We start from the raw sequence: 12505 nt of genomic DNA on the forward strand, positions 1-12505 counted from the left end.
AGGCCTCGAGACTCGCGCCTTCGGCGCATGCGCTTCGAGGCCTGAACGGCGGGACGGGCCTCAACCCTTCGCGGTGTCTCGTAAGACTCGACTCGGGGGGTTGCGGAGGCATTGACGGCCTGGTCGGCATGCGGGCTCAGCGGGGTGGCGTGGGTTTTGCCTCGGTCGATCGCTCCCTGTGGCTGCGGTCAGCGGCCTTTGTATTCGGGGGTTCGCTTCTCGAAGACTGCCTGGATGGCTTCTGTGAGGTCTTCCGAGGGGAGGAACGCGGCGTTCCAGGCCGAGACGTAGCGCAGGCCCTCGGTCACCGCGGCGGCGTCGCGCCGGCCCAGTACGTCCTTCACGCCCTGGACCACCAGCGGTGGGTTGGCGGCGATCTCGCGGGCGGTCGCGTGGGCGGCTTCCAGCACGGCTTCCTGGTCGGCGAAGACATCGTTGACCAGGCCGATCTTCTCCGCGCGCGCGGCGTCGATGTCCTTGGCCGTGTAGGCCAACTCCCGCAGATGGCCCTCCGAGATGATTCCGGGCAGCCGCTGTAGCGAGCCCACGTCCGCCACGATGGCGACCTTCGCCTCGCGCAGGCTGAACTTCGCTTCCGCGCTGGCATAGCGGATATCGGCGGCGGCGATCAGGTCGAGTCCGCCGCCGATGCACCAGCCGGAGACCGCGGCGATCACCGGTTTGCGGCATTCGGCGACCGCGGTGATCGAGGCCTGCAGGCGGCGGATATCGGCGAGGAAATCGGTGCGCGGCGCGGCCAGTGCCCGGTCGGCCATCAGCGGGCCGAAGGTGCCGCTCATCGCGGGCAGATCCAGACCGTAGGAGAAGTGCTTCCCGGACCCGGTGAGAACGATCGCCCGGATCGCGGGATCGGCATCGAGGCCGCGGAAGATCTCCGGCAGTTCCCGCCAGAAATCCGGGCCCATCGCATTACCTTTACCCGGCCCGGTGAGCGTCACCCGGGCGACGTGGTCATCGGTTTCGACGGTGAAAGCCTGCCAATCTGTCATCTGCCCAGCCTAATGGGGACGGGATCGGCGGCGACCGCACTGCACCCGGGCCGCGCGCGGTACACCCGCAGCGGCGCCGGGAAAAAGTGCCTTGTCCGATCAGTGGGTAATCGGGCGCGGGATACCGCGGATCGCTCTACCCTGTGGCCATGCGCAGGTCGCTTCCATCGATAACCTGCCGGGTCTCGGATACTTTGATCGCCCGTGGTCACCACGGGTTGATCGTCACCGCGCCGGAATCGGCGATCGGTCCGGTGGCGACCGCCGAGGCATTGGAGGTGGAAGTCGGGGCGCTGGTGCACGCACAGGTGTTCCTGCTGGGGGACGAGCCGATCCTGCTGCTGGTATCGGCGGCGCACCGGGTGGATCCGGAACGTACCGGCGCCCGGCTGGAAGGGCCGCTGATCCCGGCACCGCCTCATCTGGTGGTGCGCTACACCGGGCAACTACCGGGCAGTGTCGCGCCCGTCGGCCATCCGGCGAACGTGCCCACCTGGGTCGATTCGGGACTCGCCGAGCACCGGGAACTGTGGGCCGCGGGTGGTAGCCCGGGGACCGTTTTCCGCACCTCGTATCCGGAACTGCTGCGGATCACCGCGGGCCTTTCGCTCGACCTGGACTGACCCCTACCGCCGCCTCCCGGCCAGTGGACCGGCTCGCCCCGGCACCCCGATCCGGGCGTAGCGTCGGCGAAGTGACCGAAGTACCACGGCCCGATACCGGAATCCGGATTCCCGACGACCTCAGCGGTATCACCGCCGAGCAGTATCGCGCCTCGATGCGCCACTACCCGTCCGGCGTCACCGTCGTGACCCTCGATTCGGCCACCGGACCGGTCGGATTCACGGCGACCTCGTTCGCCTCGCTCTCGCTGGACCCGCCGCTCGTCTCGTTCAACATCAGCGATACCTCGTCGAGCCTCACGGCCCTGACCGCCGCCGACTCCGTCGTCATCCACTTCCTGGGTGAGCACCAGCGTCATCTGGCGCAACGTTTCGCCCGGACCGCCGCGCACCGGTTCAGCGATACCGCCCTGTGGAGCGCCCTGGATACCGGCGAACCGGTGTTGCACGGCACCCCGCTCTGGTTGCGCACGACGGTGGAGCAGCTCATCCCCATCGGCGACCACACATTCGTGGTTGGCCGGGTGGTCCGGGTGCACGACGACACCGGCGAGGAAGCCTCCGCCGCTCCCCTGCTCTACTACAACGGCCGGTACTACCGGCCCACTCCGCTGCCCGACGATATGGACTAGGCGTACCTCCGCATCCGCTCCGGCCGTGCGCGTTGTGCGTACCTCCGCATCCGCTCCGGCCGTGCGCGTTGTGCGTACCTCCGCATCCGCTCCGGCCGTGCGCGTCCATCCCGCGGACAGGCCGACTCATCGTCCCGAACCTCGCCTGCCGCCTGCCCCGCTGACATCGAGTGTTACGAATCGCCGAGTAGTCTGTTCACCCGGTCGACCGCTGTTTGCCGTGCGGTAACCCTCGTATGAGACAACCAGTCCGTCGGCTGGGCGATGGAAGGTGGGCCGGACAGATGCGGTCGCAGCTGCGAACGGAGAGCGCGTTACGGCGGGCGGAGGCGGCGCCACCGGCGCGCACCCTGGTCGATATCGTCGCCGAGACGGCCGCCGTGTATCCCGACGCACCCGCGATCGCGACCGCGGATCGCACGCTGACCTACACCGAGCTGCGCACCGAGATCGACAACGCGGTGCGCGAACTGGCCGCCGCCGGGGTTCGTCGCGGTGACCGGGTCGGGGTCCGGATGCCCTCCGGCACCTGGGAGCTCTATCTCACGATCCTGGCGGTACTGCACGCCGGGGCGGCCTACGTCCCGGTGGACGCCGACGATCCAGCGGAGCGCGCCGAACTGGTCTTCACCGAGGCGCGGGTGACGGCCGTGGCGACGGCCGACGGTATCCGTCCGATGCCATCCGATACCACCGGGGACCGGGCGATCGACAGTCGATCCGCGCGGCCGCCCACCGTGGACGACGATGCCTGGATCATCTTCACCTCGGGTTCCACCGGCACCCCGAAGGGCGTTGCGGTGACCCACCGCAACGCCGCCGCCTTCGTCGACGCCGAAGCCCGTCTGTTCCTCCGGGACGCACCGCTCGGACCGGGCGACCGCGTCCTGGCCGGATTGTCGGTCGCCTTCGATGCCTCCTGTGAGGAGATGTGGCTGGCCTGGCGGCACGGCGCCTGCCTGGTACCGGCGCCGCGCGCCCTGGTGCGGACCGGCGCCGATCTCGGTCCGTGGCTGGTCCGGCAGGGCATCACCGTGGTGTCCACGGTTCCCACGCTCGCCGCGACCTGGCCCGCCGAGGCCCTGGAATCGGTGCGGCTGTTCATCTTCGGCGGCGAGGCGGTCCCGCCGGAACTGGCCGAACGTCTCGCCGATCCCGACCGCGAGGTATGGAACACCTACGGTCCGACCGAGGCCACCGTGGTCGCCTGCGCGGCCCTGCTGGACGGTATCGGACCGGTGCGGATCGGTCTCCCGCTGGACGGCTGGGATCTGGTGGTGGTCGACGCGGACGGCGCACCGGTCGCCGAGGGCGAAACCGGGGAACTGGTGATCGGCGGGGTGGGCCTGGCCCGCTATCTCGACCCGGCCAAGGATGCCGAGAAGTACGCGCCGCTGGAAACGCTGGGCTGGGACCGCGCGTACCGCAGCGGCGATCTGGTGCGCAACGAAGAAGCCGGACTGATCTTCCTCGGCCGGGCCGACGATCAGGTGAAGATCGGCGGCCGCCGGATCGAGCTGGGCGAGATCGACAACGCGCTGCAGCACCTCCCGGGTGTGCGCGGCGCCGCCGCCGCGGTCCGCGCGACCGCGACCGGGGCGCCGGTACTGATCGGCTACCTCACCGGTGTCGACGAGGACTACGACCTGACCGCCGCCCGCACCCGGCTGGCCGGGCAACTCCCGGCCCCGCTGATCCCGCGTCTGGTGATCGTCCCGGAGCTGCCGACCCGTACCTCGGGCAAGGTCGATCGCAACGCGCTGCCCTGGCCGCTCGCCGACGCCGACAGCGGAACCGAGCACGGCCTCACCGGAACCGCTGCCTGGGTCGCCCAGCTGTGGACCGAGGTACTCGCCGCCGAGATCACCGGCGCCGACGCCGATTTCTTCGCTCTCGGCGGCGGTTCGCTGTCGGCCGCACAGCTGGTCACGGCGTTGCGCGCGCGGTACCCACAGGTCACGGTCGCCGATGTGTACGACCATCCGCGACTCGGGGCACTGACCGAACTGCTCGACCAGAGCGCCCCGGCCGCCGCCACCGAAACCCGGCCGGTCCGGCCGACACCGCTGTCCGCCCAGTGGATCCAAGTTCTGGCCACGGTCGCCCTGACCACGCTGACCGGGTTGCAGTGGGTCACCTGGCTCGCTGTCGCCGCCGGGGTGGCCGCCTGGTTCGAGCTGCTGCCCTGGTTGCCGCGACTGTCCTGGTGGTGGACCGCGCTGCTGTTCCTGGTCTTCATCACTCCGCTCGGCCGGATGGCGATCTGTGTGCTGGGTGCCCGGACGCTGCTCGCGGGTGTCGGGCCCGGCAGTTATCCACGCGGCGGTTCGGTGCACCTGCGGTTGTGGGCGGCCGTGCGGCTATCGGAGGCCAGCGGAGCGGAGAACCTCTCCGGCGCCCCGTGGATGGTGCCGTTCGCACGTGCTCTGGGCGCGAAGGTGGGTAGAGGCGTCGACCTGCACACCCTGCCTCCGGTGACCGGCATGCTCGAACTGCGTGACGGATGCAGTGTGGAGCCCGAGGTCGACCTGTCCGGCTACTGGATCGACGGCGATACCGTGCACATCGGTTCGATCGTGGTCGGCAAGGGCGCGGTGGTCGGCGCTCGGTCGGTACTGCTGCCCGGTACCCGAATCGGGCGCGATGCCGAGATCGCGGCCGGTTCCGCAGTGTCGGGAAAGGTGAAGGCCGGGCAGGAATGGGCCGGTTCACCGGCGGTGAAGGTCGGCCGGGCCCGGCATCGCTGGCCCGCGGAGACCCCGGAGCGCGCGGTGCACTGGGTCCTCGCCTTCGGGATCGGTTCCCTGGCACTGGGGGCGTTACCGCTGTTCGGGCTGGCTGCCGGTCTGGCGGTGATCGCCTGGGGAATCCGCGGCAGCGCCGATTTCGCCGACGCCCTGCTGCCCGCGTTCCTGTGGTTGCCGGTCGCCACCGTTTTCAGCCTGGTGGTGTACGCGGTCGCGACCGTGGTCGCGGTGCGCCTGCTCAGTATCGGGCTCACCGAGGGCTATCACCCGGTGCGCAGCCGGGTGGGCTGGCAGGTCTGGGCCACCGAGCGCCTGCTGGATTCGGCCCGCACCTTCCTGTTCCCGCTCTACGCTTCCCTGCTGACCCCGGTGTGGCTGCGGCTGCTCGGTGCGAAGGTGGGTAAACGCGTAGAAGCCTCCACCGTGCTGCTGCTGCCGAAGTTCACCACCGTCGCCGACGGCGCCTTCCTGGCCGACGACACCATGGTCGCCAGTTACGAACTGGGCGGCGGCTGGCTGCACATCGGCGAGGCCAAGGTCGGTAAACGCGCGTTCCTGGGCAATTCCGGTATGGCCGCACCCGGTCGGCGGGTGCCCAAGAACGGCCTGGTCGCGGTGCTGTCCGCGGCACCCACCAAGGCCAAGGCGGGATCGTCGTGGCTGGGCAGCCCGCCGGTCCGGTTGCGCCGGGCCGCGGGTAACGCCGATACCGACCGCACCTTCGATCCGCCGCTGCGGCTGCGTATCTTCCGGGGTGCCTTCGAGACCTGCCGGCTGGCGGCGGTCGTGGTGACCTTCGCCATCGGCGTCGGAGTCCTGCTGACCCTGGCCCGGCTGGCCGATCGGTTCGGGTATCCGGCGGCGGCGCTGCTCTCGGGTGTGGTGCTGATGATCGCCGGTGCGGTGGCCTGCGCGAGCGCGGTGACGGCGAAATGGGTTCTGATCGGCCGGATCCGGGCCGGTGAACATCCGCTGTGGAGCTCGTTCGTCTGGCGCAACGAGGTATCGGACGCATTCGTGGAGACTGTCGCGGCGCCGTGGTTCGCCCGCGCGGCAACCGGTACGCCCGTACTGAACCTCTGGTTGCGCGCGCTCGGCGCGAAAATCGGCACCGGGGTATGGTGCGAGTCCTACTGGCTTCCGGAGGCAGACCTGGTGACACTCGGTGACGGCGCGACCGTGGAACGCGGCTGCGTCGTGCAGACCCATCTGTTCCACGACCGCATCATGGCCATGGACACCGTCACCCTGGAACCCGGCGCCACCCTCGGGCCGCACTGTGTCGCGCTGCCCGCCGCCACCCTCGGCGCGGCCGCCACCGTGGGTCCGGCTTCCCTGGTGATGCGCGGCGATACCGTCCCGGCCTCTACCAGATGGTGGGGTAACCCGATCGCCCCGTGGAGTGGGCCGGCGGCCGAACTCGATTCCGATCCGGCCGACGAGGAGACGGACAACTGATGGGGAGCAGGTTCTACGACGCCCCCATCGACGACTATCTACCGCAGAACGGGAACCGGGGCTATCGGGTATCGCGGTACGAACTGGACCTGAACTACAAGGTCGCCAGTAACCGGCTCGCCGGGCGAGCGGTGATCACCGCCGTCGCCACCGCCGAACGCCCGCGCTTCTCGCTCGATCTCTCCCAATCCCTTCCCGTTTCGAAAGTGCTGGTGAACGGCAACAAAGCCGGTAAATACACCCATCAGCGCGGCAAGCTCACCGTCACCCCGCGCGAGCGCATACCCGCCGGCGGCATCCTGCAGCTGGTCGTGCAGTACGCCGGTGCGCCGAAACCGGTCCGCGGCCCCTGGGGAGAGGTCGGCTGGGAGGAACTCACCGAGGGGTCTCTCGTGGCCAGCCAGCCCAACGGCGCCGCGTCCTGGTTCCCCTGCGACGACCATCCCAGCTCCAAGGCGAGCTACCGGATCGCCATCACCACCGACACCCCGTACTACACCCTCGCCAACGGCGAACTGGTCGGCAAACAGACCAAAGCCGGACAGACGACATGGGTCTACGAACAGACCGAACCGATGGCGAGCTATCTGGCCACCGTGCAGATCGGCCGTTACCGCAGACATCAGCTGACCGACCGGCACGCCCCGGTCCCGATACACGCGGTCCTGCCGACCTCGCTGCGCGCCGCGTTCGACCACGATTTCGCCCGGCAGCCCGAAATGATGTCGGTGTTCAGCGACCTGTTCGGCCCGTACCCGTTCCGGAGCTATTCGGTGGTGGTCACCGAGGACGAACTCGAGATCCCGATCGAAGCGCAGGGCATCTCCATATTCGGCGCCAATCACTGCGACGGCCGCCGCGGCGCCGAGCGACTGGTCGCGCACGAACTCGCGCACCAGTGGTTCGGCAACAGCCTCACGATCCAGCACTGGTGCGATATCTGGCTGCACGAGGGTTTCGCCTGTTACGCGGAATGGATCTGGTCGGAGGCCGCGCACGGGCCGACCGCCGATCAACTGGCCCGCGCGACCTGGCACACCCTGCACCGGGAGCCGCAGAACATCGTGGTCGGCGACCCGGGTCCGGCGCTCATGTTCGACGACCGGGTCTACAAGCGTGGGGCACTCACCTTGCACGCGCTGCGGCTCGAACTCGGCGATACCGCCTTCTTCCGGCTCATCCGCGACTGGACCGCCCGCCACCGGCATGCCTCGGTCTCCACCGAGGAATTCACCGATCTGGTCGGCCACTACAGCGTGACGCCGATGCAACCGCTGTGGCAGGACTGGTTGTACTCCGAACCGTTGCCACCACTGCCGCCGATCGGCGGCAACCCGGGGCGGCCGGGTCAGAACACCAGGTAGCGGCCCGCGAGCTGTTCGACCAGCGGATCGTCCTCGGCGACGCTGTCCAGCGCGTCCAGATCGGCGACCACCGCGATGAGTCGTGGATCCTCCGGTTCACTACCCACCGGGCCGTCCTCGGCCAGCTGGCGCCGTAATTTGTCGCGTATCCGGTCCTTGAGTGAATCGCGCATCTCCAGCCTCGTCTGTCAGACCGGCGTCAGCCAGGTGCCCCAGGGGGTGTTGCGCAGCACTGTGTACACCGCGATCGAGCCGAGCAGCGTCCACATCGTGACGCTGCTGATCCCGGGTAGACGCGGACCGTCGCCGCGCCATCCACGGATCACCCAATCACCCACCCACAACGCGTAGAGCGCGAGCACCGGCAGCGCCAGCAGGTTGCTGTGCAGGGAATCGACGATATGTCCCTCGGTCAGGTTGTGCACTGCGCGCATACCCCCGCAACCCGGGCAGTACACACCGAACAGCGCGTAGACCGGGCACAACCCGTAGGAGCCTTCGATATGCGGGTCACGCACGTGCAGGAGCAGCACGGCCGCCGCACCCGCGGCAGCCACCGCCCCGGGCAGCAGAATCCCGCGCCATCCGGCCGACCAGGTACCGGCTTCCGATCCATCCGTATCCGGAACTCCCGGATCCACCAGCTCTCGCGGTTCGGCTGCGTCGGAGTCGTTCACAGCTCTCACGGTAGTCGCGGCGCGCGGGTTGACGCCACAACCACCGGAGGTGCTTGCTCCGTTTCCACAGGTCCAGGTATAGAACTTCCGCCGAATGGGCACTCTGGGCTAACAGCGCACCGTGCCGCACCGATATTCGGGACAACAACGACATCCTGGAAGACGCGTACCGGAACGGCGCTTGCTCTTGTAAGCACCCAGCTTGCAGAGCTACCGTGTCAGCAGGCACAAAGGAGTGTTCTGATGCTGGTGAAGTCGATAACCGCGCTTTCGCAGGCGCACGAAGGCGCGCTGACCGCCCCGTACCGGGCCACGCTGCGCGCGCGCCGATTCCGAACGGCGCACTACAACGCGCCGGCCGCCGTTCCCGAAGTCATCTCGGTGACCACTGTCGACGGCGCCCGCCTGCGAGTACATGCCTACGGGCCCGCCGACGCCGAGCCGATCGTGCTCGTCCACGGCTGGAGCTGTTGTATCGAATACTGGCACCCGCAGATCAACGCCTTCGCCGACCGCTATCGCGTCATCGCCTACGACCAGCGCGGCCACGGTGACAGCACCCTCGGTCGCACCTCGCTCGGCGACAGCACCCTCGCCGATGATCTCGCCGCCGTCCTCGACGCCACCCTGCGGCCGGACCAGCAGGCGCTATTGGTCGGGCACAGCATGGGTGGTATCACCCTGCAGGCCTGGGCGGCCCGACATCCTCAGCAGGTGGCCCGGCGTGCCCGCGCGGTCGTTCTCGCCAACACGACCTCGGGAAATATCCGCTACGACACCGATCTGCTGCCGTTGCTGAACAAACCGCTCAGCGTAGGAAGCCAGCCGCTGACGCTGCTCGGCTCGCCGATCCGGCTGCCGATGATCGTCGCGGAGTCCATCCTCACGACTCCCCTCCCCCTGCCCGGCGGCTGGGCCGCCCGGGAGATCCTCAAGGAACGCATCATGGCCCGCGGTGCCACCAACGAGCAGGCCGATTTCGCCCTGAACATCGTGCGCTCGTGCCGTCCGCTGGCCCGCGGCCGGCATGCCGCGATCCTGGCGGATCTGCAACTGGGCGCGGCCGCGGCGAATCTGACCGTGCCCACCACGATCATCGCGGGCCGTTACGACCGGCTGCTGCCGGAACGTATGTCACGGCTCATCGCCGACACGATGGAGGCGGCCGGGCACCGGCCGGACTACCAGGTCTGGCCCACCGGCCACCTGGGCAATATCGAGCGGATCGACCATTTCAACACCGAGCTGACCGCCATCCTGAACCGCACCAGCCCCCGGTCTGCGGCCGCGGGCTGAGCGGGAAGTCCCCGAGTCCGGTCAATGTCGCCCGGCTCGGCGGACCCTTCCGCTCCCCCGGGTCGCCGGGAATCCCGGCCAGGAATATCGGCTGCGGCGCGTCGTTGCACGCGGGTGACGGCAGCAACCGATAGGACTGGACTATGCGCGCAGCGACCTACGACCGATACACCACCGACAACAGTGATGTGCGAGTTCGTGACCTGCCGAAACCGAAAGTCTTCCCCGGGTCGGTACTGATCGAGGTCCGTGCGGCCGGGGTGAATCCGGTCGACTGGAAACTGATGTCCGGCGGGCTCGACGGCATGATCGACGCGGTCTTCCCGGTCGTCCCGGGCTGGGACGTCGCCGGCATCGTGGTCGAAACAGGTATCGACACACCGGAGTTCCGGGTGGGCGACGAGGTACTGGCCTATGCCCGCAAGGACGTCCTGCAGGCCGGCACATTCGCCGAACTGGTCGCCGTCCCGGCCCCGCATGTGGCCCGGAAACCGGTCGATCTGCCCTGGGAGCAGGCCGGGGCGCTGCCGCTGGCCGGCGGTACCGCGCTGCGCACCCTCGACCTCCTCGCAGTGACCAGCGAGGACACCGTGCTCATCCATGCCGCCGCCGGCGGTGTGGGCAGTCTGGGGGTGCAGATCGCTCGGGCACGCGGCGCCCGCGTCCTGGGCACCGCCTCCGAACGCAACCACGACTTCCTGCGCGATCTGGGTGCCGAACCGGTGGCCTACGGGGAGGGCGTGATCGAGCGCATCCGCGAACTGGCGCCGGACGGCGTGCGGGCGGTCGCCGATTTCGTGGGCGGACAACTCGACACCACGCTGGCGGTCCTGGCCGCGGGTGGGCGGCATGCCTCGATAGCCGACGGTGCCGTGGCCGAACACGGCGGCCACGTGGTCTGGGTCCGCCCGGACGGCACCCAGACCCAGCGCTTGGCCGATCTCGCCGCCAAGGGCGACCTCACGGTTCCGGTCGCGGCCACGTTCTCGCTGGAGGAGGTAGCCGACGCTTTCGCCGCCGGACAGTCGGGCCATACCCGCGGTAAGAACGTGATCGTGCTCTGATCCGGAGCGGTCGGCGCCCATGGGTCAGGCTGCCGCGACGGCGATGACGAGGGCGATCAGCGCGGTCGCCTGCAATCCGACCCGGGGGGCCAGAATGCTGTCCCAGCGATTCTGCAGCGCCCGCGCGTCGGGCGGCGTGACACCGGCCTGCGCGGCCGCCTTCTGCGCGCTGTTGATGGGCTTGGCGACCCGTACATAGAGCGCGAGCCACAGGACGAGCGCGAGCACCGCCACCCCCGCGGCAGCGGCGGATACGACGTATCCCCCGACGGCGGCGGCGATTGCGGCGCCCAGCGCGCCCACCACGCCGGTGACGCCCACCGGCGGCATCCGGAGGTCGGCGTAGTAGTGGCCCCACCCCGCACTGGCGGTCATGGTGGCGTCGTCGAGCCGGCGGTAGACCGACCGCATGACCAGTGCGGCGAGCGTATCGGTGCCGTAGACGACGGCATTGGCGAGAATCGCTACGGCGGCGAGGATCTGGATGAGCACGGACATAATGGACTCCTGAGGTTGCGGGGGGTGTCAGTTGGCGGCGGGCCGTATCCGGCTTTCCCGCCGGAGCAGAACGGCGGGCCGGGTCCCGGGTTCGCGGATCAGCAGGACTCCGGCGAGCGCGACGAGTACCGCAGTGAGTCCGTGGATCCCGAAAGCGGCCGCGGCGGAGCCGCTGTTGGCCAGCACGGTCGTCATATCGCCGAACGGGATCAGGGCGAAGGCCAGCATGCTGACGCCCAGGGCGAATCGCTGTCCGAGGACCAGGAGCGCGAGGATGACGACCCCGCTCACGGTGTCGCGGATGCCCTTGAGGGTCATGAACGCGCTCGCTTCGCCACTGGGCCAGGCGGGCAATCCGAAACCGGGCGCGATCGAGTCCGGTGCGATCAGGTAGGTGATCCCGATGTAGAGGATGAACGCGGCCCCGACCAGGGTCAGCGCGGTGGCGAAGCGCCGGATGGTGATCATGATGCTCCAAAATCTAGCGTTGCTATCTGATAGAGCGACAGTAACCTAACCTGGCTACCTTGTCTAGCAGTGCTAGAGTTTCGGTATGACTGTGCAGACGAGGCGCGAACGCGAACGGGCCGAACGGCATCGGCTGATCATCGATACAGCCCGCGAACTGGCGGAATCCGAGGGCTGGGACGCGGTCACCGTGCGCCGGCTGGCGGACCGGATCGAATACAGCCAGCCCGTTCTCTACAGCCACTTCGCCGGTAAGCAGGCCATCGTCACCGCTGTCGCGGAAGACGGTTGCGCCGAACTCGCCGCGGCACTGCGCGAGTCCAGAGCCGCCACCGCCACCGAATCCGACGCGCTGGCCGCTGTCGCCCGCGCCTACAGCGAATTCGCGACCGAACGCCCCGCCGTCTACGACGCGATTTTCGCCATGTCCACGGATCTGCAATTCGGGCCCGGCGCTCCGCAGGCTCTGCGCGACGCATTCGCGGAGCTGGTCGCCGTACTCGGACCGTTCGCCGGCGACGAGGATGTGGAGACCTTCACCGAGACCGGCTGGGCCGCACTACACGGGCTGGTCACGCTGGAACGGGACGGCCGGCTACGACCCGGGCACCGCGACGACCGTCTGGCCATCCTCTGCCGCTGGATGGAACGCGCTTGAGCACCCGGCC

Annotated in this window: 12 protein-coding genes; 7 read left to right on the forward strand and 5 right to left on the reverse strand. The window is 69.0% G+C overall.

The window, feature by feature from the left end; genetic code table 11:
* Positions 1 to 188: 188 nt before the first annotated feature.
* Positions 189 to 1010 carry a crotonase/enoyl-CoA hydratase family protein gene (locus ACWEWT_RS33640; RefSeq protein WP_452564886.1) on the reverse strand — a complete coding sequence of 274 codons (822 nt, stop codon included), beginning with the start codon at positions 1008 to 1010 and terminating at the stop codon, positions 189 to 191.
* A 149-nt stretch (positions 1011 to 1159) separates the two neighbouring features.
* On the opposite strand from ACWEWT_RS33640, the gene ACWEWT_RS33645 reads away from it, so the two are divergent.
* The 4 genes from ACWEWT_RS33645 (at position 1160) to ACWEWT_RS33660 (ending at position 7834) form a co-directional block, all read left to right on the forward strand.
* Positions 1160 to 1633 (forward strand): YbaK/EbsC family protein, encoded by a 474-nt coding sequence (locus ACWEWT_RS33645; RefSeq protein WP_452564887.1) that lies wholly within the window; start codon positions 1160 to 1162, stop codon positions 1631 to 1633.
* Positions 1634 to 1704: 71 nt separating this feature from the next.
* Complete coding sequence (locus tag ACWEWT_RS33650; RefSeq protein WP_452564888.1) at positions 1705 to 2265, forward strand: flavin reductase family protein; 561 nt, start codon at positions 1705 to 1707, stop codon at positions 2263 to 2265.
* 284 nt (positions 2266 to 2549) lie between these two features.
* On the forward strand, positions 2550 to 6470 hold the full coding sequence (locus ACWEWT_RS33655; RefSeq protein ID WP_452564889.1) for a Pls/PosA family non-ribosomal peptide synthetase: 3921 nt from the start codon (positions 2550 to 2552) through the stop codon (positions 6468 to 6470).
* Positions 6470 to 7834 carry a M1 family metallopeptidase gene (locus ACWEWT_RS33660; RefSeq protein WP_452564890.1) on the forward strand — a complete coding sequence of 455 codons (1365 nt, stop codon included), beginning with the start codon at positions 6470 to 6472 and terminating at the stop codon, positions 7832 to 7834. The genes ACWEWT_RS33655 and ACWEWT_RS33660 overlap by 1 nt, the downstream gene beginning before the upstream one ends.
* On the opposite strand, the gene ACWEWT_RS33665 is transcribed toward ACWEWT_RS33660, so the two are convergent.
* Together ACWEWT_RS33665 and ACWEWT_RS33670 are read right to left on the reverse strand one after the other, a co-directional pair.
* Positions 7819 to 8007, reverse strand: coding sequence for a hypothetical protein (locus tag ACWEWT_RS33665; protein ID WP_452564891.1), 189 nt, complete (start codon positions 8005 to 8007; stop codon positions 7819 to 7821). The two genes, ACWEWT_RS33660 and ACWEWT_RS33665, sit on opposite strands and share 16 nt — an antisense overlap.
* A 15-nt stretch (positions 8008 to 8022) precedes the next feature.
* Positions 8023 to 8511 carry a DUF2752 domain-containing protein gene (locus tag ACWEWT_RS33670; RefSeq protein WP_452564892.1) on the reverse strand — a complete coding sequence of 163 codons (489 nt, stop codon included), beginning with the start codon at positions 8509 to 8511 and terminating at the stop codon, positions 8023 to 8025.
* Between the two features lie 243 nt (positions 8512 to 8754).
* Here ACWEWT_RS33670 and ACWEWT_RS33675 point away from each other — a divergent pair, with 243 nt between their 5' ends.
* Together ACWEWT_RS33675 and ACWEWT_RS33680 are read left to right on the forward strand one after the other, a co-directional pair.
* Positions 8755 to 9807 carry an alpha/beta fold hydrolase gene (locus tag ACWEWT_RS33675; protein ID WP_452564893.1) on the forward strand — a complete coding sequence of 351 codons (1053 nt, stop codon included), beginning with the start codon at positions 8755 to 8757 and terminating at the stop codon, positions 9805 to 9807.
* Positions 9808 to 9950: 143 nt separating this feature from the next.
* Positions 9951 to 10871 (forward strand): NADP-dependent oxidoreductase, encoded by a 921-nt coding sequence (locus ACWEWT_RS33680; protein WP_452564894.1) that lies wholly within the window; start codon positions 9951 to 9953, stop codon positions 10869 to 10871.
* A 24-nt stretch (positions 10872 to 10895) separates the two neighbouring features.
* Here the strand turns inward: ACWEWT_RS33680 and ACWEWT_RS33685 are convergent, their stop codons facing one another.
* Positions 10896 to 11369, reverse strand: coding sequence for a DUF1772 domain-containing protein (locus ACWEWT_RS33685; RefSeq protein ID WP_452564895.1), 474 nt, complete (start codon positions 11367 to 11369; stop codon positions 10896 to 10898).
* A gap of 27 nt (positions 11370 to 11396) precedes the next feature.
* Positions 11397 to 11837, reverse strand: coding sequence for a DUF4267 domain-containing protein (locus ACWEWT_RS33690; protein WP_452564896.1), 441 nt, complete (start codon positions 11835 to 11837; stop codon positions 11397 to 11399).
* Positions 11838 to 11922: 85 nt separating this feature from the next.
* On the opposite strand from ACWEWT_RS33690, the gene ACWEWT_RS33695 reads away from it, so the two are divergent.
* Entirely contained in the window at positions 11923 to 12495 is a 573-nt protein-coding gene (locus ACWEWT_RS33695) for a TetR/AcrR family transcriptional regulator (protein ID WP_452564897.1), read from the forward strand.
* Positions 12496 to 12505 lie beyond the last annotated feature (10 nt).

The sequence above is a fragment of the Nocardia sp. NPDC003963 genome, assembly GCF_053605105.1.

Bases quoted from the DNA above. Each gene is read 5' to 3' on its own strand.
- ACWEWT_RS33640 (WP_452564886.1), bottom strand. From the start codon at position 1,010: ATGACAGATTGGCAGGCTTTCACCGTCGAAACCGATGACCACGTCGCC.
- ACWEWT_RS33645 (WP_452564887.1), top strand. From the start codon at position 1,160: ATGCGCAGGTCGCTTCCATCGATAACCTGCCGGGTCTCGGATACTTTG.
- ACWEWT_RS33655 (WP_452564889.1), top strand. From the start codon at position 2,550: ATGCGGTCGCAGCTGCGAACGGAGAGCGCGTTACGGCGGGCGGAGGCG.
- ACWEWT_RS33660 (WP_452564890.1), top strand. From the start codon at position 6,470: ATGGGGAGCAGGTTCTACGACGCCCCCATCGACGACTATCTACCGCAG.
- ACWEWT_RS33665 (WP_452564891.1), bottom strand. From the start codon at position 8,007: ATGCGCGATTCACTCAAGGACCGGATACGCGACAAATTACGGCGCCAG.
- ACWEWT_RS33675 (WP_452564893.1), top strand. From the start codon at position 8,755: ATGCTGGTGAAGTCGATAACCGCGCTTTCGCAGGCGCACGAAGGCGCG.
- ACWEWT_RS33680 (WP_452564894.1), top strand. From the start codon at position 9,951: ATGCGCGCAGCGACCTACGACCGATACACCACCGACAACAGTGATGTG.
- ACWEWT_RS33685 (WP_452564895.1), bottom strand. From the start codon at position 11,369: ATGTCCGTGCTCATCCAGATCCTCGCCGCCGTAGCGATTCTCGCCAAT.
- ACWEWT_RS33690 (WP_452564896.1), bottom strand. From the start codon at position 11,837: ATGATCACCATCCGGCGCTTCGCCACCGCGCTGACCCTGGTCGGGGCC.
- ACWEWT_RS33695 (WP_452564897.1), top strand. From the start codon at position 11,923: ATGACTGTGCAGACGAGGCGCGAACGCGAACGGGCCGAACGGCATCGG.